Annotated in this window: 21 protein-coding genes; 7 read left to right on the top strand and 14 right to left on the bottom strand. The window is 61.3% G+C overall.

Features of this window, described 5'->3' with window-relative positions; translation table 11 throughout:
- Positions 1 to 75: 75 nt before the first annotated feature.
- From ACQZ40_RS08375 to ACQZ40_RS08350, 6 genes are all read right to left on the bottom strand, one after another.
- Positions 76 to 1,995: a potassium transporter Kup gene (locus tag ACQZ40_RS08375; protein ID WP_065654348.1), complete on the bottom strand. Its 1,920-nt coding sequence runs from the start codon at positions 1,993 to 1,995 to the stop codon at positions 76 to 78.
- 15 nt (positions 1,996 to 2,010) lie between these two features.
- On the bottom strand, positions 2,011 to 2,988 hold the full coding sequence (locus tag ACQZ40_RS08370; RefSeq protein ID WP_065654349.1) for a magnesium transporter CorA family protein: 978 nt from the start codon (positions 2,986 to 2,988) through the stop codon (positions 2,011 to 2,013).
- A gap of 340 nt (positions 2,989 to 3,328) precedes the next feature.
- The gene (locus ACQZ40_RS08365; protein ID WP_174043997.1) at positions 3,329 to 4,462 is read right to left on the bottom strand and encodes an Mrp/NBP35 family ATP-binding protein; all 1,134 of its coding nucleotides are present in this window, start codon (positions 4,460 to 4,462) and stop codon (positions 3,329 to 3,331) included.
- Positions 4,463 to 4,580: 118 nt separating this feature from the next.
- Positions 4,581 to 5,804 carry a CmpA/NrtA family ABC transporter substrate-binding protein gene (locus tag ACQZ40_RS08360; protein ID WP_174043995.1) on the bottom strand — a complete coding sequence of 408 codons (1,224 nt, stop codon included), beginning with the start codon at positions 5,802 to 5,804 and terminating at the stop codon, positions 4,581 to 4,583.
- A 78-nt stretch (positions 5,805 to 5,882) separates the two neighbouring features.
- On the bottom strand, positions 5,883 to 6,623 hold the full coding sequence (locus tag ACQZ40_RS08355; RefSeq protein WP_078051191.1) for a helix-turn-helix transcriptional regulator: 741 nt from the start codon (positions 6,621 to 6,623) through the stop codon (positions 5,883 to 5,885).
- Between the two features lie 211 nt (positions 6,624 to 6,834).
- Positions 6,835 to 7,704 carry an IclR family transcriptional regulator gene (locus ACQZ40_RS08350; protein WP_174043993.1) on the bottom strand — a complete coding sequence of 290 codons (870 nt, stop codon included), beginning with the start codon at positions 7,702 to 7,704 and terminating at the stop codon, positions 6,835 to 6,837.
- Between the two features lie 71 nt (positions 7,705 to 7,775).
- On the opposite strand from ACQZ40_RS08350, the gene ACQZ40_RS08345 reads away from it, so the two are divergent.
- Genes ACQZ40_RS08345 through ACQZ40_RS08330 form a run of 4 tightly spaced genes read left to right on the top strand, consistent with a single transcriptional unit; the run spans position 7,776 to position 11,009 of the window.
- Entirely contained in the window at positions 7,776 to 8,558 is a 783-nt protein-coding gene (locus ACQZ40_RS08345) for an SDR family NAD(P)-dependent oxidoreductase (RefSeq protein WP_065654354.1), read from the top strand.
- Positions 8,558 to 9,472 (top strand): 2-dehydro-3-deoxygalactonokinase, encoded by a 915-nt coding sequence (locus ACQZ40_RS08340; RefSeq protein ID WP_174043989.1) that lies wholly within the window; start codon positions 8,558 to 8,560, stop codon positions 9,470 to 9,472. The genes ACQZ40_RS08345 and ACQZ40_RS08340 overlap by 1 nt, the downstream gene beginning before the upstream one ends.
- Positions 9,473 to 9,487: 15 nt before the next feature.
- Entirely contained in the window at positions 9,488 to 10,117 is a 630-nt protein-coding gene (locus ACQZ40_RS08335; protein WP_003521032.1) for a 2-dehydro-3-deoxy-6-phosphogalactonate aldolase, read from the top strand.
- 4 nt (positions 10,118 to 10,121) lie between these two features.
- Complete coding sequence (locus ACQZ40_RS08330) at positions 10,122 to 11,009, top strand: SMP-30/gluconolactonase/LRE family protein (protein ID WP_080856007.1); 888 nt, start codon at positions 10,122 to 10,124, stop codon at positions 11,007 to 11,009.
- 268 nt (positions 11,010 to 11,277) lie between these two features.
- Here the strand turns inward: ACQZ40_RS08330 and ACQZ40_RS08325 are convergent, their stop codons facing one another.
- Complete coding sequence (locus ACQZ40_RS08325) at positions 11,278 to 12,630, bottom strand: putative bifunctional diguanylate cyclase/phosphodiesterase (protein ID WP_003521030.1); 1,353 nt, start codon at positions 12,628 to 12,630, stop codon at positions 11,278 to 11,280.
- An 86-nt stretch (positions 12,631 to 12,716) separates the two neighbouring features.
- Positions 12,717 to 14,336, bottom strand: coding sequence for a response regulator (locus ACQZ40_RS08320; RefSeq protein WP_448747812.1), 1,620 nt, complete (start codon positions 14,334 to 14,336; stop codon positions 12,717 to 12,719).
- Positions 14,337 to 14,745: 409 nt separating this feature from the next.
- Between ACQZ40_RS08320 and mutL the strand changes: the two genes are divergently transcribed.
- Positions 14,746 to 16,578 (top strand): DNA mismatch repair endonuclease MutL, encoded by a 1,833-nt coding sequence (gene mutL / locus ACQZ40_RS08315; protein WP_448747811.1) that lies wholly within the window; start codon positions 14,746 to 14,748, stop codon positions 16,576 to 16,578.
- Between the two features lie 148 nt (positions 16,579 to 16,726).
- Complete coding sequence (locus tag ACQZ40_RS08310; protein WP_174038849.1) at positions 16,727 to 16,948, top strand: DUF2093 domain-containing protein; 222 nt, start codon at positions 16,727 to 16,729, stop codon at positions 16,946 to 16,948.
- A gap of 193 nt (positions 16,949 to 17,141) precedes the next feature.
- Here ACQZ40_RS08310 and lpxK read toward each other — a convergent pair whose 3' ends face one another.
- The 6 genes from lpxK to ACQZ40_RS08280 all read right to left on the bottom strand — a co-directional run bounded on the left by lpxK (position 17,142) and on the right by ACQZ40_RS08280 (position 23,155).
- On the bottom strand, positions 17,142 to 18,188 hold the full coding sequence (lpxK, locus tag ACQZ40_RS08305; RefSeq protein WP_448747755.1) for a tetraacyldisaccharide 4'-kinase: 1,047 nt from the start codon (positions 18,186 to 18,188) through the stop codon (positions 17,142 to 17,144).
- 149 nt (positions 18,189 to 18,337) lie between these two features.
- Positions 18,338 to 19,075 carry an HAD family hydrolase gene (locus tag ACQZ40_RS08300; protein WP_448747754.1) on the bottom strand — a complete coding sequence of 246 codons (738 nt, stop codon included), beginning with the start codon at positions 19,073 to 19,075 and terminating at the stop codon, positions 18,338 to 18,340.
- Positions 19,069 to 20,391 (bottom strand): lipid IV(A) 3-deoxy-D-manno-octulosonic acid transferase, encoded by a 1,323-nt coding sequence (gene waaA / locus ACQZ40_RS08295; protein ID WP_003521024.1) that lies wholly within the window; start codon positions 20,389 to 20,391, stop codon positions 19,069 to 19,071. The genes ACQZ40_RS08300 and waaA overlap by 7 nt, the downstream gene beginning before the upstream one ends.
- A gap of 216 nt (positions 20,392 to 20,607) precedes the next feature.
- Entirely contained in the window at positions 20,608 to 20,847 is a 240-nt protein-coding gene (locus ACQZ40_RS08290; RefSeq protein ID WP_003494094.1) for a DUF4170 domain-containing protein, read from the bottom strand.
- Between the two features lie 61 nt (positions 20,848 to 20,908).
- Positions 20,909 to 21,715, bottom strand: coding sequence for a 3'(2'),5'-bisphosphate nucleotidase CysQ (locus ACQZ40_RS08285; RefSeq protein ID WP_080856002.1), 807 nt, complete (start codon positions 21,713 to 21,715; stop codon positions 20,909 to 20,911).
- Positions 21,716 to 21,808: 93 nt separating this feature from the next.
- A complete protein-coding gene (locus ACQZ40_RS08280; protein WP_003522934.1) occupies positions 21,809 to 23,155 on the bottom strand; it encodes a TldD/PmbA family protein in 1,347 nt (448 codons plus the stop codon).
- A gap of 116 nt (positions 23,156 to 23,271) precedes the next feature.
- On the opposite strand from ACQZ40_RS08280, the gene ACQZ40_RS08275 reads away from it, so the two are divergent.
- Positions 23,272 to 25,101 (top strand): monovalent cation:proton antiporter-2 (CPA2) family protein, encoded by a 1,830-nt coding sequence (locus tag ACQZ40_RS08275; protein ID WP_448747753.1) that lies wholly within the window; start codon positions 23,272 to 23,274, stop codon positions 25,099 to 25,101.
- Positions 25,102 to 25,263: the final 162 nt, after the last annotated feature.

The following is a 25,263-nucleotide window of genomic DNA, read 5'->3' as shown; positions in this document are numbered from 1 at the left end:
GCTGGATACCGGCTCAAGGCCGGTATGGCGGAAAGAAGGAGACCGCCCAGCTACATTGAGGGCATGCCCACTTCATCAGACGACGACGTGCGAGCCCAGTTCCACCACGCGGTTGGCTGGCAGACGGAAATAATCGGACGGATCGGCGGCGGTTTCGGCGAGCGCGATGAACAGGCGGTTCTGCCAGCCCGGCATCCCCGATTTCGGGTCCGGCACCAGCTTGCGGCGGCCGAGATAAAACGAGGTCGACATGATGTCGAACTTGTAGCCGGTGCGCCGGAGATAGCCCAGCGCCTGGGTGACGTTCTGGGTTTCCATGAAGCCGAAATGCAGTTCGACCACGGCGAAACGGTCGCTCAGTTTCGTCAGCGTATATCGTTCGGCAGGATGAACGCGGGGCTGGTCTTCAGTGCGGATCGTCAGGATGACGTTCTTGTCGTGCAGCACGTGGTTATGCTTGAGATTGTGCAACAGTGCGGCCGGCGCTGTCTCGGGATCGCCGGTGAGGAAGATGGCGGTGCCGGGCACGCGCACCGGCGCATGCGGGCTTTCCTTTTCCACAGAGGCGACGAAGGCCTTCAGCGGCACATCGGTGCGGCGGGTCTTGGCGAAGAGGATTCTTGAACCGCGCTGCCAGGTGGTCATGATGACGGTGAAGGCGATTGCCAGCAGCACCGGCACATAACCGCCGTCGTGAATCTTCAAGAGGTTCGCGCCGAGGAAGATCAGCTCCAGCGCCAGAAGCGGAGCCAGCACGGCAATGGCCAGCCAGACCGACCATTGCCAGCGCTTGCGCACGAATTCGAAGAACATCAGGCTGGTGACGACCATCGCGCCGGTGACGGAAATACCATAAGCGGTGGCCAGCGCATCCGAACTCTTGAAGGTGAGCACCAGCGCCACAACGCCGAACAGCAGGATGGTGTTGACGGCCGGCAGGTAAATCTGCCCGGTATTGGTTTCCGAGGTGAAGAGGATTTCCATGCGCGGCAGGTAGCCGAGATGGATCGCCTGACGCACGAGCGAAAACGCACCTGTTATGACCGCCTGGCTGGCGATGATGGTGGCGGCAGTCGCCAGAATGACGGCCGGCAGGATCGCCCATTGCGGGAACATCAGGTAGAAGGGATTGGACATTGCCGCCGGGTCTTTCAGCACCAGCGCGCCCTGCCCGAGATAATTCAGCGTCAATGCCGGGAAAACCAGACAGAACCACGCCCACTGGATGGGACGGCGGCCGAAATGGCCGAGATCGGCGTAAAGCGCTTCCGCCCCGGTAATCGTCAGGAAAACCGCGCCAAGCACAACGATGCCGTAGAAGCCTTCACTGGCCAGAAACTCCACCGCATGCCACGGGTTGAAGGCGAAGAGGATGCTGAAATCATCGGCGATATGAAGGAGACCGGCCAGACCCATGACGATGAACCAGACGGCAGTGATCGGTCCGAAGAATTTCGCCACCGTGCCCGTGCCGTGGGACTGGATGGCAAAAAGGCCGATGAGAATGCCGACTGAGATCGGGATGATGAAGGCGTCCATTTCCGGCGTGACGAGCTTCAGGCCCTCCACCGCCGAAAGCACCGATAGTGCCGGCGTAATCATGGCGTCGCCCAGAAACAGCGCCGCGCCGATGAGGCCGAGCACGATGAGAACGCCGCGATGGGTGCCCGCCGTTTTCATCAGCAGCGCCAGCAGCGACAGCGTGCCACCCTCGCCGTCATTGTCGGCGCGCAGCAGCAGGGTAATGTACTTGAAGGTGACGATGATGGTCAAAGACCAGATCATCAGCGATGTGAGGCCGATGACTTCTTCCTGCGTCACGCCGTCATAGGCGATGGGCCGCAGCGCCTCGCGGAAGGCGTAGAGCGGGCTGGTGCCGATATCGCCATAGACGACGCCGATGGAACCAAGGATCGCGGCATAAAGCCCCTTGTTCTTGTGCTCGTCATCCGCATCCGGTTTCTCGGCAACATCCTTGTCAGCGATCTGGGACATGATGATCCTGGCTCCTCAGAGCCAGCCCTTCCAACGAAAAAAGAGAAACGGGATGATGGCGGACATCAGCATGACGATGAGCGCGAGTGGGTAACCGAATGTCCAGTTCAACTCCGGCATGAGCTGAAAGTTCATTCCATAAACAGAGGCCACCAGCGTCGGCGGCAGGAACACCACCGAAGCGATGGAGAAAATCTTGATGATGCTGTTCTGCTCGATGTTGATGATACCAAGCGAGGCATCCAGCAGGAAGGTCAGATTGCCGGAAACGAAGGAGGCATGTTCGTTCAGCGACTGAATATCGCGGCCGATCGACTTGCCCTGCTCCCGCGCGCCCTTGTCTTCGCGCACCTGATCGCTGGTGGACAGAAAGGTCTGCAGGCGCGCCAGAGATGCGAGGCTCACGCGGACCTTCGATATCAGCCGGTGATAGGCGGCGATGTTGCCGAGGCGGTCTTCGAGATAGCGCGGCGCCTTGCGTTTGGAACGAGCCTGGCTGCCGAGAATGTCGGCAGCGAGATTGTCGATGCCGGCGACAGAGTTTTCGAGAATTTCCGCCGTGCGGTCGACGATGGTTTCGAGCAGCTTCAAAAGCAGCGCCGTGCCGCTGCGCATCTCGTGCGGCGCGCGGGTAATGGCGGCAATGAAAAGGTGGAACGATTTCGGCTCGGCATAACGGATTGTCACCAGACGCTTGCCAACCAGAACAAAGGCGACGTCGGTGAGACGGGGATCATCCGAATCCGCCTTCCATACCAGAGACGCGGTCATGAAGACATTGGCGTCTTCCATATAGAGACGACTGGAAGGCTCGATATCCTTCAGGTCTTCGCGCGTCGGCAGTTCCACGCCCAGCAGCTTTTCCACATGCTGCTCTTCCGCCCTGTCCGGATTGACGAGATCGATCCAGACGATGTCGTCGGGAATCTGTCCGGAGCCGTCGTCTGACGACAGGCTGATCGCCTCGCAATTGGCGCGATAGGCTTTTATCAATCCGTTTCTCCGCTCCACATTGCAGGCTTCAGCCGCAATGCTGCTTAACATATCCTGTTTGCGCTCGGCAAACCCTTGGACGACACTTCAGGGAACGCCGGAACGAGCGGGATTTTCACAATCTCGCCAGCCCGATGGACCAAGAGCCAAACGGCGCAGGCGTATGCGCCCAAAGCGAGATGCAATCAAGCAATATTTTTTCTCGACAGCATTGCAGGCGAAGCATTTCTGCAGCTCAAATCCGGAAAGCCTGCCCGATACTGGCGATTAGTCTTCTGTTTTCAAAGGATTATTCAAAGCGGGCAGACACCTGCCCGATTTTGTGTCCATGATTGCCGCGCTATTCGAAAACGATCTTCGGCGCCGCTTTTCTCTCGCCCGCACCGATGCGCGCCCAGACTTTTTCGGCAATATCGCGATAGATCGCGGCCTGCGGGCCATTGGGCTCGGCGGCGACGACCGGCGTTCCGGCGTCCGACATTTCGCGGATGGAGATGGTGAGCGGAACTTCGCCGAGGAAGGGCACGCCGATCCTTTCAGCCTCCGCCTTCGCGCCGCCATGGCCGAAAATATCGTAGCGCGCGCCGGTATCGGGCGCGATGAAATAGCTCATGTTCTCGATGACGCCCAGGAGCGGAACCTCCACCTTGCGGAACATGGTGATGCCCTTGCGTGCGTCGATCAGCGCCAGATCCTGCGGCGTGGAAACGATGACGGCGCCGGCGAGCGGCACCTGCTGGGCGATGGTCAACTGCGCGTCGCCAGTGCCGGGCGGCATGTCCAGCACCAGCACATCCAGTTCGCCCCAGGCCACTTCGCGCAGCATCTGCATCAGGGCTGACTGCACCATCGGCCCGCGCCAGATCATCGCGGCTTCCTCATCCACCAGAAAGCCCATGGACATGACCTTCAGCCCGTAATTTTCCATGGGAAGAATGATGCGGTCTTCCTGCTGCTGCGGGCGGCCGGAAATTTTCAGCAGTCGCGGCAGCGAAGGGCCGTAAATATCGGCATCGAGCATACCGACCTTGAGGCCGAGGGCCTGAAGACCGAGCGCCAGATTGACCGCGGTGGTCGACTTGCCCACCCCGCCCTTGCCCGAGGCGACGGCGATGATGGCCCGCACACCCGGAACACCCACCTTCGAGGAGCCGGGCTGTTGGGCCGGCCGGCCGGCTGCGGCGGCGGGGCGCGCGGTGGGTGCGGGTTGCTGCTGGCCGGGCTTGCGGTCGGCCGTCAGCGCCACGACCGCGCCGACGATACCTTCCACGCTTTTGGCCGCCTGTTCGGCGGCAAGCCGCAGCGGCTCCATCTCCGCAGCCTTGTCAGCCGGGACAGTGATCGAGAAATAGGCCTTCGCATCGGCGATGAAGATTTCCGAGACCATGCCGAGTGCGACGATGCTCTTGCCGCTGCCGGGATAAATTACCGCTTCCAGCGCCTTTTCCACCTGGCTCTTGCTGACCTCTGCCATATTCCTGCTCCGCTTCATCATCCGACCCGTATTGCGTGCCATCCATAGACAAGCCGGAGCACTTCGCCAATGCCAAAGCGCGACAGTCGGGCATTCGCGACGATTTAACGCTGCGGTTTCAGATTTCGTCGTCCATCGCCAGCGTTTCCGGATCGAAAACATGGCCGTCGAAAAAACAGTCGGGGCCTAGCACCAGACCCGTTCGCGATGCGCCGACGTGAACAGGCTCGCGCAGCGTGCCCTCGAGCTTCAGATTGGCACCCGGCACCGGCACGAAAAGCGGCTTCATTGCCTTGCGGAAAATATCCGGCCGGTAGGCGTTGCGGGCCGCCTCCACCACGGCGGGATCGAACCGGTAATCGGCGGAAACCTCGCCCCAGCGCAACATCTGGCTGAAGAACCACAGGGCCTGGCTCTGCCATGGAAAATTGGCGGCCTTGGCGCTCGTCACGAAAAACTCCTGAAAACGCTGCATGTCCCGCTGCGAGGTTGAAATATAGCCCGTCAGCGCCGGCAGCAGGAATTCGCCGTTCTCATCCATATATTGGGGGGCGGCGAGGATGCCGGCCAGTTCCTCGATATTGGCGGCATTGGCGCACCATTCGCCGGCACGGTAAAGGGCACGCAGCAGCCCCTCCAGAAGGGCGGGATTGTCCTCCACCCAGCGCTTCTTCGCGGCCAGTATCTTTTCCGGCGCATTATGCCAGATCAACGCCCCGGTGGTGACGATCCGGCCCGCGCCGCCGAGCACCACGGCGCTGCCCGCGGGTTCGGCGGTACAGAGCGCATCGACCTTGCCGCTTTCCAGGAGCGCCGGCATCGCCTTCGGCAGGGCCTCGACGATTTCCATATCCCGGCCGAGCAGCACGCCGCAGCTTCCGAGCAGGTAACGCAGCGCATAAAACGGCGTGGAGACGATATCCTCGACCGCAAAGACCGGCGGATTTTTCCCCGCCGCCCGGCGCGCGGCGCAGACACGGGCCATGGCGCGTCCAAAAGTCGCCGGGTCCGGCAGCTTCAGCCCTTCGCGGTAGAGCTCTTCATAAAATCCGTGGGAAACGGTCGTCGCGGATCCACCGAGCGAAAGCGTGAAAACGCCGACAATATCGGCCGGCAGGTCATCGAGGCCGACAGCGGAGCCGACGGGAACCGGAGCGGGCAGATGCGCGACGTGAACGCCACCATCGCCAAGCGACGCAAGCACGGCGCGGGCGGACTGTTTTCGGAAAAGTTCGAGTTCTATGCCTTCATCGGCAGCAAAGCCTTTTTCGGCAGCGGCTATCAGCACGGCGCAATCGATAGTCGGAGAAAATCCTGCTTTTACCTTATGCCGTTCCGGCAAACGATTTCTCCTTTCCGGTGATTCGAAAAGAGGATCGCCCAGGAAGCGGTTTATCACAATGATAAAATTAAGATTTCGCTATTTTATCAGGCCGACCCGCAGCGCTTTTGCAACGGCCTGGGTGCGGTTGACCGTGTCGAGTTTTTTCGTCGCACGGTTCAGGTAATGATTGATGGTATGTTCCGACAGCATCATGATTTCAGCGATTTCGGCGCTGGTCTTGCCGGCGGCGGTCCAGTTCAGGCAGTCGATCTCCCGCTCGCTCAAGGTTTCGGGAACCCTGAGATCGAGGCGGCGGATTTCAGACAGCCGGGCAAAGACATGGCTGGAAATGTAAAAAAGCTCCGCAAGCCGGCTGGCGGGCACAGCCGTCTTGTTGCCGGAAAAGGATACCGCGCCGCGCCGCATGGTGATGTCGTGAACGGGGAACCAGACCGAATTGATCATCTCGAACCGTTCGAAAAGGTTGATTACGGTTTTCCTGGCGATTTCTCCGTCGCCCCTGACCAGAAAATCCATGGAGACGGAAAAGGGCACGGTCGATTTTTTCAACTGCGCCATCACCCGGCTGGTCTGGAGCATGCCCTCTTCATCGTAACGCTGCAGAAGCTCGGCCGGCCAGCTGGTGATGATCGTATATTGCGACAGTTCGCTCGCCACTTCCGAAGACAGGTCGAGCACCATGAAAGCCTTGAATTCCCAGGCCTCCGTCAGCCGTTTCAGAAACCGGAATATATCGAACTGCGTGTTGAGATCGGCGATCTCGCGAACGCAATCAACACCAATCGACTGAACGGCGGCCGTCTCTGTTTTCTGCATCAAAGCTGTTCTTCGAGAATGAGAAAATGCCGCCGCAAAGGCCCGCCCTTGCCCGGAAATCGTTGCGGATGTTACTCAGCAAAACGATTCATGCAAACAAAAGTTGAAAACTTAATTCATAATAGTCGAAAATAATGTCGAACGCATAAGAATGGGTGCATGGCCGGCGGTTCCGGACGGGCAAATCCAGGGACTGCGCGCCCTGTTTTCTTCAACCATCCGCAACCGGGGATAATCTGCAGGCTAGATCGTCGGAAATCCTGTCGGCCGTCTCGCGCACCAGGGGGGCCCATTTGCGAAGCTGTTCCACATCCACGCGATAGGCCGGACCGGTGACGGAAATCGCCGCGCGAAAATTGCGGCCGGGCGCCCGGACGGGTGCTGCGACGCAGTGAATTCCGATCTCGTGCTCCTGAAGGTCGAACCCGTAGCCGTTGTCGCGAATGGTCGCCACCTCCGCCATCAGCGCTTCCGGCGTCGTGAGCGTGCTTTCCGTGAAGCGATGAAAATCCAGCTCCGCGGCCAGCTGCGCCAGATCGTCGGCGGAGAGCAGCGACAGCGCCGCCTTGCCCACGCCGGTGCAATAGGCTGGCGAGGTTTTGCCGACCTGCGAATGCATGCGCAATGTATGCTGCCCCTCCATCTTGTCGAGATAGGTGACCTGTCTGCCGTTCAGCACGGCGAGATGCACGGACTCCTGCGTCACCTCCTGCAACGCCGCCAGATGGGGGGCCGCGACGCTGCGCAGGTCGTTGCCGCTCCAGGCCTTCGCGGCCAGTTGCAGCAACCTCAGCCCCACGGCATAGGTCTGATCGGCAGCGTGATCGACAAGGCCTTCGGCGACAAGATGGGCGAGCTGGCGATGAACCGTGCCGCGCGGCTGGCCGCAGGCTTCGACCACATCGGTAAAGCGCATCGGTTTTTCAGCAAAGGCGATCAGCTCCAGCAGCGAGACGGCCTTGCCGAGCGTGCCCGTGTCAACTCCGGCTTTCCGTTGCGTCACCGGAACCGCATCAGGCTTTTGCCTATTGGGCTTTTTATTATCGGGCATGGCAACATCCACCATCATCTGCCTTGACATAAGCGTGACGCCAAGAGAATAATTCCATTTAGTAAAATCTAGTTCCAAATAATGGAACTATCAAGCCTTTCATGGACGAGATGACGCCGATGACGCAAGCCCAATTTCCGGACCTCAAGGATGCGGGCGTGCTCGTCACCGGCGGCGGTTCCGGCATCGGGGCATCGCTGGTGGAAGCCTTTGCGATGCAGGGCGCGAAGGTTTCGTTCATCGATATCGCCGAAGAGCCGAGCCTTGCGCTCGTCAAGCGGCTTGCACCGACGGCGCCGCATCCGGTCCACTTCTTCAAGACCGACCTTCGCGATATTGCGGCGATCGGAAAGACGGTGGAGGCCGCGGCCTCCGCCACCGGCGGCATAAAGGTGCTTGTCAACAACGCCGCCTGGGACGACCGCCACGACATAGACACGGTGACGGAAGCCTATTGGGACGCCAATCAAGCAGTCAATCTCAAGCAGATGTTCTTCACGGTTCAGGCAGCCCTGCCCTATCTGCGGCAGTCGAAGGACGCCTCCATCGTCAATTTCTCGTCCATCTCGTTTCTGCTCAACATGGGCGAGTTGCCCTCCTATGCGGCGGCCAAGGCCGGCATTATCGGGCTGACGAAAAGCCTCGCCGGCCGGCTGGGCCCGGAAAACATCCGCGTTAACACGCTGCTGCCCGGCATGATCGTGACGGAGCGGCAGAAGGAACTTTGGCTGACGGATGAGGGCATTGCCGCCACCACCGCGCGGCAATGTCTGAAACGCACGCTCGTCGCCGCCGATCTGGCGGGCCCGTGCCTGTTTCTCGCATCATCGGCATCGAGCGCCATCACGGCGCAATCCATAATCGTAGACGGAGGCCTCCTATAATGTCTGAACCCGCTTTCATCGCCGTCGACTGGGGCACGACCAGTTTCCGGCTCTGGCTCATGAGCCGATCGGGCGCGGTGCTGGCGGAGCGCAGAAGCACGGAAGGCATGACCACCGCCATGCGGACCGGTTTTGCCGATGTGCTGCAATCGCACCTCGACGCCATCGGCGCGCCGGAAGGTTTGCCGGTTCTCGTCTGCGGCATGGCAGGCGCGCGGCAGGGCTGGGTCGAGGCGGGTTATATCGATGTGCCGGCATCGCTTTCGGCGGTTCTCGATGGCGCGGTTCGCGTGCCGGGCCAGGCGCGGGATGTGCGCATTCTGCCGGGGCTGGCGCAACGGGACAAAAACGCGCCCGACGTCATGCGCGGCGAGGAAACGCAATTGCTTGGCGCTCTCGCTTCCTCGGATGCCGGTGAAAAGCTCGTCTGCATGCCCGGCACCCATTCCAAATGGGTGACCGTTAAGGATGGCGGCGTGACGGGTTTCGCCACGTTCATGACCGGCGAACTTTTCGAAGTCGTCTCGAAACAGACGATCCTTTCCCATGCGGTGGCCGAGGCCGAAGCCTTTACCGGCGAGCATGCGGCTTTCACGGCCGCGGTGCGCGACATCTACGCCAATCCGCAGCTTGCGACCAATCGCTTTTTCACCCTTCGCTCCGGCCAGTTGCTGCACGGCCTCACCGCCACCGACGCCAAGGCCAAGCTTTCCGGCATCATGATCGGGCTGGAAATCGCCGGCGCGCATTCCACCGCCCGGCGCGAGACGCCGGTGGTGCTGATCGGCTCCGGTGCGCTCGGCGCGCTTTACGAAGGCGCCTTCACCGCCCTTGATATCCACTATACGGTCATCGATGCAGACGAGGCCGTGCGGCGCGGATTGCTGGCCGCTGCAAATGCCATCTGGCCATAAGAAGAAAGATCGACCATGCGTATTCCCTTCCCTTCCATCAAATATCCGCTGATCGCCATCCTGCGCGGTCTGAAGCCCGAGGAGACCGAAGGCGTCGTTGGCGCGCTGATCGAAACCGGCTTCCGGGCCATTGAAATTCCGCTCAACTCGCCCGATCCGTTCCGCTCCATCGAGATCGCCGCGAAGATGGCGCCCGCCGATTGCCTGATCGGCGCGGGCACCGTGCTCAGCGTGGAAGACGTGGCCTCGCTGGATGCGGCCGGCGGCAAGCTGATGGTGAGCCCCAATGCCGACGCCGATGTGATCGTCGCCGCGCGCGTCAAGGGCATGGTGACGATGCCGGGTGTTCTGACCCCCACCGAGGCGCTGGTGGCCGCGAAGGCCGGTGCGACGGGGCTGAAGTTCTTTCCCGCCAGCATCATCGGCCCCGCCGGCATCAATGCGATCCGGACGATCCTGCCGAAGGATCTGGTCATCGCCGCCGTCGGCGGCGTCTCGGACAAGAATTTCGCTGAATATACCTCGGCCGGTATCGTGGCTTTCGGGCTTGGCACCAGCCTTTACAAGCCGGGCATGACGGCGGCGGAGGTGCGCGAACGCGCCACTGTCACACTTTCAGCCTATGATGCAGCCATCGGAGGATAAGAGCTTGGCGACTGTTTTTCCCTTTGCCGGACGTGTTCTGGATGAAACGCCGATGCTGCTCGGCGAAGGCCCGACCTTCGACCCTGCGACCGGCACCGCCTGGTGGTTCAATATTCTCGAGCGGGAACTGCATGAGCTGCATCTCGCCTCCGGCCGCAAGACCGTGCACGCTTTGCCCTTCATGGGCAGTGCGCTCGCCAAGGTCAGCGACAGCAAGCAGCTGATCGCCTCCGATGACGGGCTTTTCCTGCGCGACACGGCAACCGGCGTGCTGACGCTGCATGCGGAGCTGGAGAAGGATTTGCCCGGCAACCGCTCCAATGACGGGCGCATGCACCCCTCCGGCGCGCTGTGGATCGGCACCATGGGCCGCAAGGCGGAGACCGGCGCGGGTAGCATCTATCATGTCGCGAAGGGTACCGTGACCAAGCTGTTTGCCGAGATCAGCATTCCGAATTCGATCTGCTTTTCTCCCGATGGCGCGACGGGATATTACGTCGATACCAAGGTGAACAAGCTGATGCGGGTGCCGCTCGATGCCGAGACCGGCCTTCCCGCAGGCAAGGCTGAAGTCTTCATCGATTCCACCGGTATCAAAGGCGGCATCGACGGGTCGGTCTGCGATGCCGAAGGGCATATCTGGAACGCCCGCTGGGGCGTGGGCGCTGTGGATCGTTACGATGCGGACGGCAATCACATTGCCCGATATGAGGTGCCCGGCACACAGACGACCTGCCCGGCCTTCATCGGCCCCGACGCATCGCGCCTTCTCGTCACCTCGGCGCGCGAAAATCTCGATGACGACGCCCTTGCCGCCAATCCGCAGCACGGGCTGACGTTCGAGCTGGGGGTTGAGGTGAAGGGCCGGTTCGAGCCGCTTTACAGGCTCTAAGGCGCGGCGCAGGCCGCACGCAACAAAACGTGGAGAGCCTTCTGGCAAGGGTTGTTCCCGAAACGACCTCCCTCATTCCTGTGCTTGTCACAGGAATCTAGCCAGCCCAAGTCCTTGGGCTGAAAGGAGTCGTTTCGCCGCGCAGACGCGCGTCGGCTGGATTCCTGTGACAAGCACAGGAATGAGGGTTGTGGGGATGCGCCGGCGCACACAAGCTTGGCCGAGATGCAGTTTTCTCCAACAAGCGTCACGGCCAAGCCGTACCGCCTCAGGAAATATCCGACAATATCTCGCGGTAATTCTCGTGCAGATAGCGCTGGGTCGCGGCGGCATCGGCGGGGCGGCCGTAGAAATAGCCCTGGCCCATGGCGCAGCCGAGTGCGCGCAGCTTTTCCTCTTCCGCCCGTTCTTCGATCCCTTCGGCCACGACTTCGAGATCGAGCCCTTCGCACATGGCGACGATCGCCTTGATGATATGTTCGGAAGGGCGGTCGCTGCTGATGCGCGAGACGAAGGCGCGGTCGATCTTCACCTTGTCGAAGGTGAAATCGCGCAAGCGGCCGAGGCTCGACTGGCCGGTGCCGAAATCATCCAGAGAAATGCGAACGCCGGCGCTCTGCAACTCGCTGATGATGCGCTGGGCGGTATCGGCGGAAGTCATCACAGCCGTTTCGGTGATTTCAAGCTCCAGCCGGTGCGGATCTAGGCCGACACGCGAGAGAATGGAGAGAATATTGTCCGCCGTGCTGGGGTCCATCAATTGCGCGGAAGAGAGGTTGAAGGACAGGAAGAGTTCACGCGGCCAGAACAGGGCTGCCTCCGCCGCCTTTCGGAGCAGAGCTTCCGACAGCGCGTCGATGAAGCCGCGCTCTTCGGCAAGCGGCACGAAAACGGCGGGCGATACGAAACCGAGGTCCGGATCGTTCCAGCGGGCCAGCGCCTCGAAACCGATGACCTTGGCCTCTTCCAGCCTGACGATGGGCTGGAAATGCACATCGATGGCATCGGTGATGATGGCGTTTCTAAGCGCCTGTTCCAGTTGCGTGGCGCGCTTCATTTCCTGCGCGATTTCACGCGAATAGACCGTGATCTGGCCGCGGCCACGTCTCTTGGAGCGATAGAGCGCCGTCTCGGCGCTTTTCAGTAAATCCTCGAATTCATCGCCGGCGAAGGGATAGATGGCAAAACCGAAGGAGGAGGACAGGCGGACGTTACGGTCGCCGAGATCGTAAGGGGCCGAAAGCACGTCCTTGATCATGTTGCCGATGCGCTCGGCACCGGTGCGCTCGAACACCAGCGGCAGCACGAAGGCGAATTCGTCGCCGTCATGGCGCGTCACGACCGCGCCATCGGGAATGCAGGCCTTCAGCCGGTGCGCGACCTGACACAGGATTTCATCACCCGCCTGCACACCGAACAGATCGTTGATGGGTTTGAAGCCGTCTATATTGGCGATGCCGACCGTGAAAGGCGCGGGATCGCTGGAGCGCTCGCTGGCAAGCATGCGAATCTTGTCCCGCAGACGGTAGCGGTTGCCGAGCCCCGTCAGCGGGTCACTGTAGGCCATCGCCTGCAGCTCGTTCTGGCTGACCTGCAACGTTTGCGGCTCTGCCCGTTTCATTCCTGCATCTCGTGAATCCTGTGTCGACCGCGCTCACAATGCAGGGCAAGTATTAAAAAAGCCATAGCCTCCCGACAAAGGCAATGTCAGGCCTGCAGCCGCAGGACATCCTTGCCGAAAAGCCGCAGGAAAACCGCCTCTACCATATCCGGGCTGACGGGCTTCAGCAGCATGTCGTCCATGCCGGACGCGCGGCATTTATCGAGATCGCCCTCGAAAGCGTGGGTGATGACACCGACGATGGGAATGTGCTTTTCGCCGCAAAGGCTGCGCATGCGGCGCGCGACCTCGAAGCCGTCGATATCGCCCAGCGTCGTGTCGAGCAGGACGGCGGAAGGCGGCTGTTCGGCAAAGAGACGCAGGGCTTCCTCGCCCGAGGTGGCGAGCCGCCAGGAAAGCCCGAGACCCTCGAGTATCTGCGAAAAGACGATCTGGTTGACCCTGTTATCCTCGACGAGAAGTATATCACAGACGCCGCCGGTCTTGAGGATTTCCGGAAGATCCTCCGTCATGATCTCCCAGTCCTCGTCGGCGGTTTTCTCCTTCGGAGACGATTGCAGCCCGGCCGCAAGATAATGCAGCAGCGAAGCGTCTATTTCCTCTTCCTCGATGGTGACGACGGGCAGATCATGCGCGGCGGCAATATCGAGGCAGGCGACGCTCATCTGGGCGTCGACAACGACCACATCGATGCTCACACCGGCGGAGGCCGCGACATCGATGAAGGCGCGCTGCTCGTCCTCGCTCGTCACCGCCGCATGGTCCATGCCGCCAGCCGTCAGCCGGCGACCGGCCGCTTCCGCAAAGCGTCCGTTTTCAGAGACGATCAGCACCGCCTTGCTCTTTAAAACCCCGCCGCGCTTGTCCGTTTCCTCATCCCTGCCGTAAGTGGAGGCGACGAAAGGGACATGTTCGAGCGAGGGGATGACGGGCATGCCGTTGGCATCGATGGTGGCGAGAGCGGTCACGTCCTCCATCGTCGTCACCAGGAAATATCGGCCGGGCCTGCCCACACGCTGTTTGCGGGTGATGGTCAGCACCTCTTCGCCGTTCAGCCGCCGCACCCTTTCGGGGATGACGCTCGGCGTGCCGCTATCCAGCACCATGCGATCGGCAATATCGATCCGTCCGGCGACCTTGCGCGAGTGGAGATCGAAAACGGTGCGGCCGAGAATGCTCTCGGGGCTGGTTTCGACCAAGGCGCAGGCGGATTTGTTGACGGCAGCATAGGCCATGTTCCGGTCCTTGACGAAGACGGGAAACGGCAGATTGTCGAGAATATCCTCGATGAGCTGTACGCGCTCGAGGTCGATGCGCCATTGCTCCTCACGCTTCTTCTGTTCGGAAATATCCGCCACCACGCTGATGCCGAGGCCCGACGGCAGGCGGTTCATGACGAAGCGCAGGAAGCGTTCTCCCTTCAGCCGCTCGGTTTTTTCCGATCTTTCCTTCCAGTGCAGCGCCAGCCGCTCGCCGATCCATTCCTCCCGGCCGAGCGGGCGAGCATTGGCAGCGAGGCTTTCCGCCTCGAGCAGATAACAATCGTAAAGCGCGCTCAGATAGTCGCGCAGCCGTGCGCCAGGGCCGATGACGGCCTCTTCCAGCGGAAAAAAGCTCAAGAGTTTCCGGCTTGCGAAAATAATGTGATCGTTCCGGTCGTAAACGACGATCGCCGCGCCAAGCGCGTCGCAAAGGGCATCAAGCATCACCGTATGAACGCCCGCGCCAGAGGACGCCAAATCACTCAACTGCAAACTCCCGCCTGTTTTTCAGGGGTCAGGCTTATGTTTCTAGTGGAATCGTCCGGGGCTGATGCCGGGATGAAACGAAAAATTCCGAAAAAGAGGCATCAGGGTTTGCAACTTGAAGCAGTCTTGAGGGGAAGATGACGCTCACCCATATTCGACGTCACACACCGCCCGGCGAAGGCGGCCCCGTTCCTGCGGTCATTTCAAGCCGCCTCACCATAATCAAGGCCGATTAAAGGCGGATTAACGCTTAACGCCAAGTTGACGGAAATGATCGAATGCCGGACAGGCCGCAAAACATGTGCAAATTTCCGCAGTTCGAGTTTTTTGCTTTCGAAGCCACGGCGAATCCGCGAAAATGACGATCATGGCCATCAAGCAGCTTTCAGAAACCCTCATCAACCAGATCGCCGCCGGCGAGGTCATCGAAAGACCCTCCAGCGCCACGAAGGAACTGGTGGAAAACGCCATCGACGCCGGCGCGACCCGGATCGAGATCGCCACGGCGGGCGGCGGCAAGGGGCTGGTGCGGATCACCGACAACGGCTGCGGCATGTCGCCTGCCGATCTGGAGCTTGCGGTCAGGCGTCACTGTACCTCGAAGATTTCCGATACGCTGGACGATATCCGCACGCTCGGGTTTCGCGGCGAGGCGCTGCCCTCCATCGGCTCCGTCGCCAAGCTGACAATCACCAGCCGCCAACAGGGCGCGGAACAGGGTTCGGTGATTTCCGTCACCGGCGGCAAGGTGTCCGATGTGCGGCCCGCCGCCTCGAATGCCGGCACCATCGTCGAGGTGCGCGACCTGTTCTTCGCCACGCCGGCGCGGCTGAAATTCCTGAAGACGGAACGGGCGGAGGCGGCAGCCATCACCGAGGTCGTCAAGCGCATGGCGATCGCCTTTCCGCATATTCGTTTCGTGCTCTCCGGCACCGACCGCTCGACGCTCGAAATCCCTTCGACCGGCGACGATCATCTCGCCCGCATGGCACAAATCCTCGGTGCCGAGTTCAAGGACAACGCCATCGAGATCGATGCCGGGCGCGAGGATGTGACGCTCACCGGTTTTGCCGGTGTGCCGACCTTCAATCGCGGTAACTCGGCGCATCAATATGTCTTCGTCAATGGCCGCCCGGTGCAGGACAAGCTGCTTTTATCCGCCATTCGCGGCGCCTATGCCGAAACCGTGCCGCATGGGCGATATCCGGTCGCGGTGTTGTCCATCACGCTCGATCCCGCCTTTGTGGACGTGAACGTGCACCCGGCAAAATCCGATGTGCGTTTCCGCGATCCCGGCCTCATTCGCGGGCTGATCGTCGGCGCGATCCGGCAGGCGCTGACCCGTGACGGCGACAGGGCCGCAACGACGGGCGCGAGCCAGATGATGAACGCCTTCCGCCCCGGCTACAGCCCGTCCGGCCTCCGGCCCTCGCCTTCCATGGCAGCCCCTGCGCCATGGTCCGCGGCCACGTCCCCGTCGCGGCCGCTCGCCGTTTCCGGGAACATGCAATTTGCCGAAGCGGTGCAATCGCGCTTTTCCGATATCACCATGCCGACGGCGCGGGCCGAACCGCGCGAGGCTTACGAGGCCTCCCCTAACTCTTCACCAGAGCCGGTGGTGTATCCGCTTGGAGCGGCACGGGCACAGCTGCACGAGAACTACATCATCGCGCAGACGGAAAACGGCCTCGTCATCGTCGATCAGCATGCTGCGCATGAGCGGCTGGTGTTCGAACAGATGCGCAATGCGCTGCATTCCAGGCGGCCGCCTTCGCAGGTGCTGCTCATCCCCGAGATCATCGACCTGCCGGAAGAGGATTGCGACCGGCTGATGGATCATGCCGCCGGTTTCGATGCGCTGGGGCTTGTCATCGAGCGTTTCGGGCCGGGCGCGGTTGCCGTTCGCGAAACGCCCGCCATGCTGGGCGAGGTCAATGTGCAGGGGCTGGTGCGCCAGCTTGCCGACGAGATCGCCGAATGGGACGCCGCCTCCACGCTTGCCAACAAGCTGGAATATGTCGCAGCCACCATGGCCTGCCATGGCTCGGTGCGGTCCGGCCGGCGCATGCGGCCGGAGGAGATGAATGCGCTTCTGCGGCAGATGGAAAACACGCCGGGTTCCGGCCAGTGCAATCACGGCCGCCCGACCTATATCGAACTGAAACTTTCCGATATAGAACGGCTCTTCGGCCGTAGCTGACGCTTCATACACGCACGAACGGTGGGGCTGGCCTTGCGCCGCGCCGGGCTATATAAATTTGAGATACTGGAGCACCCAATTGTTCAGGAAAACGCTGCGCCGTTTCGGACTGGGTGCCCTGACGGGACAGAGCAGGAGACGAAAACGGATGAACAGATTTGAAGGAGGCGGCAACCGCCTCGCCGTCATCGAATATCTCGACGGTGACTTCCGCATCGTCCAGACCGGCTCGCACGTCATCTGCGCCGTGACAGGCAAGACAATCCCCGTAGATGAGCTGCGCTACTGGAGCGTGGTGCGGCAGGAGGCCTATGTGGATGCGGCGGCTTCGCTGGAAGCCGAAAAGAAGGCTGGCAATTTGCCGGCGTGAGTTGGGAAGCGGCGCATTGAGTATGGCGCGTGTGCCTCCCCTCATCCCTGTGCTTGTCACAGGGATCCAGCCAGCCCAAGTCCTTGGACTGAAAGAACTCTCCCCGCCGCGCGGACGCGCGTCGACTGGATTCCTGTGACAAGCACAGGAATGAGGGGAAGTGAGTATACGGCGGTTTATCTTCTTCGGTGCTCTAAAGCGACGTCCGCGCATTGTCCCGCAGCAGACGCGCACGGCAGTTCCTCACCGCCGTATCGATGATCGTCGCGGCCGCGTTGGGGTCGTCGAACACCATGTCGATTTCGATCACCAGGCTGTTCCACAGCAATTCTTCCGCCCGGCCGTGGTGCCCGTTAAGCCGTACCGCGTCCTTGGCCGTCGTCACCAGTTGCAGGTTCTCTTTATCGGCGTCCTGCAGAAGATCGGCGATCTCGTCGTCGCTGAAATGGTGATGATCCGGGAAGGAGCGCTGCAGCACGATATCGCCGCCGAGCGCCTCGACGGTTCGATAAAACTTGGCCGGGTCGGCGATGCCCGCATAGGCCAGCACGCGTCTTCCCCTGAAATCCTGCGGCTCCTGCGGCGTGATTGCCGCCACGAAGACGGGTTTGGCGGCCTTTGCCGCCTTCCGGACCAGGGCATCGGCCGCATGGCCATTGCCGACCTTCAGGAGCCCGGTCATGTGCCGCATCTGCTCGGCAAGCGGCGCCCTCACCGGACCGCCCGGCACAAGATGGCCGTTGCCGATGCCGCGCATCGTATCGATGACGACGAGCGCATAATCCAGCGTCAGGCGTGCGCTCTGGAAGCCGTCATCCATGATGATGAGATCGACGCCTTCCTTCACCAGCCGGTGCGCGCCTTCCACGCGCTTGCGGGAAATGACCGTGACCGCCTCCCGCGCCAGGAGCAGCGGCTCATCGCCGACATCGGCCGAGCGGTGCTGTCCGGGATCGACAAGGGTGGTGACGTCGAGCGTGCCGCCGTAACCGCGGCTGAGAAATCCGGGTTTCAAGCCCTTTGCGGCGGCGGCTCTCGCAATTGCCATCGCCGTCGGTGTTTTGCCGGCGCCACCCACGGTGAAGTTGCCAATGCAGATGACCGGAACGGCAACGCTTGCCCTCTTCGCCGTTCGCATCCGCCGGCCGGCGATCTTGCCGTAAAGAAGCGAGAAAGGAGACAGGAGCCACGCCTGCCAGCCCGCTTTCTGCCACCAGAACGGCGGCGCTTCAGAAACCATCTATTCCCGCTCCCGGCCGCGTCGCCCACGGCATTCCGTTCGCCCGTCACATGTCAGGAGGTTGTTTGCCAGAAAAAACCGTAAATTGCAAAAATGGAATAAACGGGCTTGATGGAGCCGCACCCGGCCCGGCGGAAATTCCACCGGGCTCAGAGAGCCCGTTCCGGCAAAAGCGCTTCAAGCGCCGTGATGTCATCGAAACAAAAATCGGCATCTGCGCCAAGGCTTTCGCGTGAGCCTGTTCCGGTCAAAACGGCGATACGCAAACCGGCACCGGCGTTCTTCGCCATATGCAGATCGTGATTATTGTCGCCGACCACCGCCACACGCTCCGGCGGGAAGCCTATCGCCTCGCAGAAACCGAGAACCATGCCGGGCTGCGGCTTGGTGCCGTAACCGCTGTCATATCCCGCGACAAAATCGACGTCCTTTTCGAAACCGAAGCGGATGGCCGTCTGGCGGATGGAGTTTTCATTGTCGCTGGAGGCGATGCCGAGCTTGTAGCCGCGGGCCTTCAGCCTTGCGAAAAACGCCCTGAGATCGGTCACCGGCACGGATTTATCCGCCGCCTCGGTGAACAACCGGTCGAGGCGCGCCGTCAGTTCCCCGACATCGCAGGGCGAGCCGGCGGCAACCAGACCGGCGGCGATTTCAGCCGTATTGCCGGCGGCCAGAAGGCTGTCCGGTACCACATGACCGGTAACGGGGTCCATGCCGCAGGCGGAAAGAAGCCGGTCGGCAAGAGCGGGATCGCCCTTGGCGGCAATCGCCGCAAGCTCGCGGTTCACCGGACCCCAGCTGGCGTCATAGCCGAGAAGCGTGCCGTCCTTGTCGAAAAGGACTGCGGCAATCGATTGCGCCGCGTTGAGTTCGATATCCGCTACCATGAACCGATGGCGCTCCGCGGTTGCAGCTTGGCGGAAACGGTAAGCGGATTGATATAGGGTTCCAGCGCCTTGACGGTGGAGGACAGCGCACCGCGCATATCCTGAATGACCCGGTTGCCGGCATCGATCATCTTGTAACGCTCATTGTCGTTGACCAGCAGATAATGAACCGCCTTGGCCAGCATCTCCACATCGCGGATGATACGACCGCCGCCGGCGCGGATCAGTTTCTGATAGGCCTCGCGGAAATTCTGCACATGTGCGCCAGACAGAACGGCGCAGCCGAGCATCGCAGGTTCCAGCGGGTTCTGCCCGCCCTCGGCAGTCAAGGAGCGGCCGACGAAGGCAAGCTCGGTCAGGCGCAGATAAAGCCCCATTTCGCCGATGGAATCGCCGAGGAAAATATCGGTTTCCGGCGTAATCACGTCATTGCGGCTGCGGCGGGCGACCGAAAGATTCATGCCCTTCAGCATCGCCTCGACATCGTCGCCACGCTCGGGATGGCGCGGCACGATGATGGTCAGTTGCCCATTGCGCGACTTGATCGCCGCATGAACGGTGGCGGCAGCCTTCTCCTCGCCGTCGAAAGTGGAGATGGCGGCCCATGTCTTGCGATTGCCGACCTGCTTGCGATAGCTCTCCAGCAGCGCCTCGTCGCATGGCGGCGGGTCGGTGTCGCCCTTGAGGTTACCAGAAATCACCACCGGCCAGGAGCCGAGATCGCGGAAGCGTTCGGCATCGAGATCGGACTGCGCAACCACCAGCGCCAGCTTGGAAAACAGCGATTCAGCAATGTCATGCCGGGCTTTCCAGCGGTCGAAGGAACGGTCGGAGAGGCGCGCATTGACCCGGATCTGCGGAATGTGCCGGCGTTCCAGCTCCATCATCGTCACCGGCCAGATTTCCGATTCCGCAGTGATGGCTGCATCCGGTGCCCAGTAGGTCAGGAAACGGTTGACCGCGATTTTGATATCGAGCGGCACATATTGATGGATCACATCGTCGCCCAGCCGCGTGCGGGTCAGTTCGGCCGAGGTGACGGTGCCGGTGGTCAAAAGCACGAAGATATCGCGCTTGCGGATTTCGCGGATCAGCGGAATAAGCGCCAGCGTTTCACCCACGCTTGCGGCATGGAACCAGACCAGCGGCCCGCGCGGGCGCTCGGCGCTGGCATAACCGAAACGCTCAAGCCGACGGCGCTTGTCTTCCTTGCCCTTCGCCGCCCGATAGGAAAGATAGGGCTTCGCGAACGGGTAAGCGGCGATACCGGCAATGCGGTAACCGGAAAGAGCGAAACGTGCGATACGGCTGCTCATGACATTCTGCCCTTGATCATTCCGCGCAATGCCCTTCCCCTGTTTTTGGTTGTTATCGCCGCCTACTTCTTCTCAAATTGCGTCATTTTTTGTCATCGGAAACGAAAGCGCGATCACATTTTCTCGCCGCGGTATTCCCGGCCTGCGCCGCTCGCGCAGGAATCACGGAAAAACTCGCTTTCACCCAATAGTATTACAACGCAAGGGCAAAAGGACTCAAATTTTGTCGTCCGGATTGAGAAGACGGTGCATATGCACGATAAAATAACGCATATGGGCGTTATCGACGGTCATCTGCGCCTTGGACTTCCATGCGGTGAGCGCGGAAGCATAATCCGGATAGATGCCGACGATATCGAGCGCGTTCAAATCCCGGAACTGAACATCCTGAAGGTTTTCCAGTTCGCCGCCGAATACGAGGTGCAGCAGCTGTTTCTGTTTGCCAGATTCCGTCATGTCTTTGTCTCTTTCTTAAACTCTGAGAGAGGCCTTCATCTGCGGGATTTCCCGGCAAACGTCAACTGTCAGACAGATGTGAAAACGCTTTCAAAAGTGCAGGCAGCGCATAATCTGCTGCAGCGCACAATGCGGGGTGGTTCACCTGCCGGCGATTATACATCAGAGGTTTTCCATCGAGCCCGACCAGCCGGCCGCCAGCCTTCTCCAGAATGAGGTCGGCAGCGGCGAGATCCCACTCGTGCGAGTTGGCCTTGACCAGCGTTCCGTCGATGCGGCCATCCGCCACCATGGCCAGCCGGTAGGCGAGCGAGGGTACGTGCGGAATGCGCTTGACGCCACCCCGCACCTCTTCCGGCAGATGCGTGATTACGTCTTCTGGCGCCGCCAGATGGAAGATGCCGGCATTTTCACGCGCGGCAAAAACGGGCGCTCCGTTTTTCAGCGCTTCGCCGCCTTCCAATGCGGTGAATTCCTCGGCAAGCGCCGGGGCGACAAGGGCCGCTACCACCGGCCGGCCCTCATGCACCACCGCGACGCTGACGCACCAGGTATCCCGACCGCCGATGAAGGCACGGGTGCCATCGATGGGATCGACGACGAAGACGGTGGAGCGGGAAAGCCTGTCCGTATCGTCATCCGTCTCTTCGGAGAGCCAGCCGTATTCCGGCCGGGCGGAGCGCAGGATGGTTTCGAGAATTTCATTGGCGGCGTAGTCGGCCGCGCTGACCGGCGAAAGCCCGCCATTCTTCCACCAGACCTCGGGATCCTTGCGGAAGAAACCGAGGGCCGTCTCGCCCGCCTTGCGGGCGGCTTCGAGGACCAGCCTCAGATCGGAGGCCCAGCGGGCCTCAGCCATATCGTTCATTTTGCCGTCTTTTCCGCGCGCCTCACACGGCGCGCCTGTTTTTCTCTTCGCACTTGCACACAAAGTGCCGGCGAAAACAACCCGCAGGCCGTCTCACTTGCCCGCGATCGTCATGCCTTCAATGGCGAGCGTCGGGGCAGCGACGCCGTATTTACGGTCGATGTCATTAGCCGGCGTGACCCGCATGAACATGTCCTTCAGGTTCGAGGCGATGGTGACCTCGGAAACCGCAAAGGTCTTTTCACCATTCTCGATCCAGAAACCGCTCGCCCCGCAGCTATATTCACCCGTGATCATATTGGCGCCGTGGCCGATCAGCTCGGTGACGTAAAAGCCGGTTCCGACCTGTCGCAGCAGGTCCTCCGGCGAGAGATCGCCCGGCTCCAGCGCCAGATTGGTGGAGGCCGGCGAAACCGCCGTGCCGCCGCGCACGCCGCGACCGTTGGTTTCAAGGCCGAGTTCCCGCGCCGCCGAGGTGGACAGGAACCAGTGCTTGAGAACACCGTCCTCAATCATCGTCATCTTCTCGCCGCGCACGCCCTCGCCATCGAAGGGACGCGAGGACGGGCCGCGCACGATCTGCGGATCGTCGGTGAGATAAAGGCCCTTTTTCAGAACCTGCTGACCCATCTTATCGCGCAGGAAGCTGGTCTTGCGGGCAACCGACGCGCCGTTGATGGCGCCAGCAATCGCACCGACAAAACCGCGGGCGATGCGCGGATCGAAAACCACGGTGATGTTGCTGCCGGTATCGACCTGGCGCGGGCCGACACGGCGCACGACTTTTTCCCCGGCGCGGCGGCCGATTTCTTCGGCGGCATCCAGATCGGCATAATAAAGGCGGCTGTCGAAATCGTAGTCGCGCTCCATCTTCGTGCCTTCGCCGGCAATGACGCTGACGGAACGGCTGAAGCGGCTGCCCATATAGCTGCCGGAAAAACCGTGCGAGGTGGCAAGCACGAGGCCGCCCATGCCGCTCGATGCGCCGGCGCCGGAGGAATTGCTGACACCCTTGACCGCAAGTGCTGCCTCTTCCGAAGCAAGGGCTGCCTCACGCAGCTGATCGGCCGACACTTCCGTCGCATCGAAAAGCTGAAGATCGTCATAGGAAGTGGCCAGCCGTTCCTTGTCCGCAAGGCAGGCAAAGGGGTCTTCCGGCGAAACCTTCGCCATCGCCACGGCCCGCTCCGCCAAGGTCTTCAGGTCGAAGCCCGGATTGGCCGAAACGCTTGCCACCCGGCGGCCAACGAAGACGCGCAGGGAAAAATCGTCGCTTTCGGAGGATTCGGTGCTTTCCACCTTGCCGAGCCGCACGCCGACCGATTGCGAGCGGGAGCGGACGACAACGGCATCCGCCTCATCGGCACCGGCGGCGCGGGCAAGATCGACAAGCTGGCTGGCGCGATCGAGAAGTTTGGAAGAATCTATTTCTGAGGACATGAGTTGGCCTTTCATTCCTGTTCCATTTATTGTGCCAAGAACCCCGCATCAAGGGCGAAACGCCGCTTTCTCCATTCGGACGGTATTGTCGCCACCCTATTCGAAAGTCCGCCCGCATGACCGAGCACGACGCTCTCTTTTCCGAACCCCTGCTGCTTCTCGCCGGCGCGGTCATCGCGGCCTCGGTTTTCCGCAAGCTTGGCCTTGGCACCGTGCTCGGTTATCTGGTGGCCGGCATCATCATCGGGCCGTTCCTGCATCTGGTCACGGATGCGAAGGACATCTTCAACGTCTCGGAACTTGGCGTCGTTTTCCTGCTCTTCATCATCGGTCTCGAACTGAAGCCGTCGCGCATCTGGCAGATGCGGCGCGATATCCTAGGGCTTGGGATGGCGCAGGTGCTGGTGACGGGCAGCGTGCTGGCGGCCATTGCCTGGTGGGCAGGGCTGATCGACTGGCGCGGCAGCCTCGTCGCCGGTTTCGGCCTTGCGCTTTCCTCCACCGCCTTTGCGCTGCAAATCCTTGCCGACGACGGCGACATGAATACGCGGCACGGCAACCGCTCCTTTTCGATCCTGCTGTTTCAGGACCTCGCCATCGTGCCGCTTCTTGCCCTCGTCACCATTCTTTCCAACCGGCCGGATGTGCCGACGGATTCGATGGTGTCCGATCTCATCGCCTCCGTCGTTGCCGTGGCCGGCATGGTGCTGGCCGGGCGGTATCTGCTGACGCCGATGTTCCAGATCATCGCCCGCACCGGTGCGAGGGAGGTGATGATTGCCGCTGCCCTCTTCGTCGTCATCGGCGCTGCCGCCGTCATGGAGGCGGTGGGCTTGTCGATGGGCATGGGCGCGCTGCTGGCGGGGCTGATGCTGTCGGAATCTTCCTACCGGCACGAGCTGGAAGCCGATATCGAGCCGTTTCGCGGCCTGTTTCTGGCGCTGTTCTTCATGGCGGTCGGCATGTCGCTGCATATCCATATCGTCTATGAACATATTTTGCTCATCCTGATCGCCGTGCCGGCGATGATGGCGGTGAAGGCGGCGCTGATCTATGGCCTTTGCCGCATCGCCGGCTCGTCGCGTTATGCATCGAGCCGCATCGCGCTGCTTCTGGCGCAGGGCGGCGAATTCGGCTTCGTGCTCTTCACCACCGCTGCCGCCTCCGGGCTGTTTCCGCAGGCGACGGCCTCGATCCTCGTTGCCGTCGTCACGCTTTCCATGGCGCTGACGCCGCTTCTGGCGGTGATTTCACGCCGGCTGACGGCGGAGGATGCGGAAGAGGACAAGCTGGAAGAGGATTTCGACGGGGCGGGCGCGGATGTGCTGATGATCGGCTTTTCCCGCTTCGGCCAGATCGCCTCGCAGATCCTTCTCGCCGGCGGGCGCGACGTGACTGTCATCGACAGCTCGGCCGACCGCGTCCGGCAGGCCGCCCGTTTCGGCTTCCGTATCTTTTTCGGCGATGGCACCCGTAAGGACGTGCTGATCGCCGCCGGCATCGAGCGGGCCGATCTCGTTGCGGTCTGCACCCACAAGAAGGAGGTGACCGACCGTATCATCGACATGATCCAGTCGGAATTTCCGAGCGTGCGCATCTATGCCCGCTCCTATGACCGCGTGCATTCCCTCGACCTCAGAAAAAAGGGCGTGGAATATGAAATCCGCGAAACGCTGGAATCGGGCCTGCTGTTCGGCAGGCGCATTCTGGAGGGGCTGGATATGGATGGCGAAAGGGCGCTGGCGATTGCCGACGACATTCGCGAACGCGACGAGGAGCGGTTGCAGCTACAGGCCGTGGAAGGCCTCGCCGCCGGCCGGCAGATGCTGCACAACAAGCCGGTGCGCGAGGTGAAGCCCGAACCGCTGATGAAGCCGAAGACCAAAGCGGAAAAGTGGGAAGAAGAAGAGAATGCGGAGGACAGCGAGACGGAAGTTTCGCTGTGAATTGAGTTCAACTTAGTGACTGGGAGCGCAGCGCTTGTTTCTTCTCCCCGCCGGGGAGAAGTCCGCGGCAGCGGGATGAGCGACTGTCTTTGATGTCAAGCGTTTTGCCATGGTTTGTTGTCTCTGATGATGGCGTTGAGCATTGTCAGAAGCTTTCGCATG

This window comes from Agrobacterium sp. 16-172Ci, assembly GCF_053522725.1.
The sequence above is the reverse complement of the archived record's forward strand: the minus strand, read 5'-3'. Positions and strand labels throughout refer to the sequence as shown.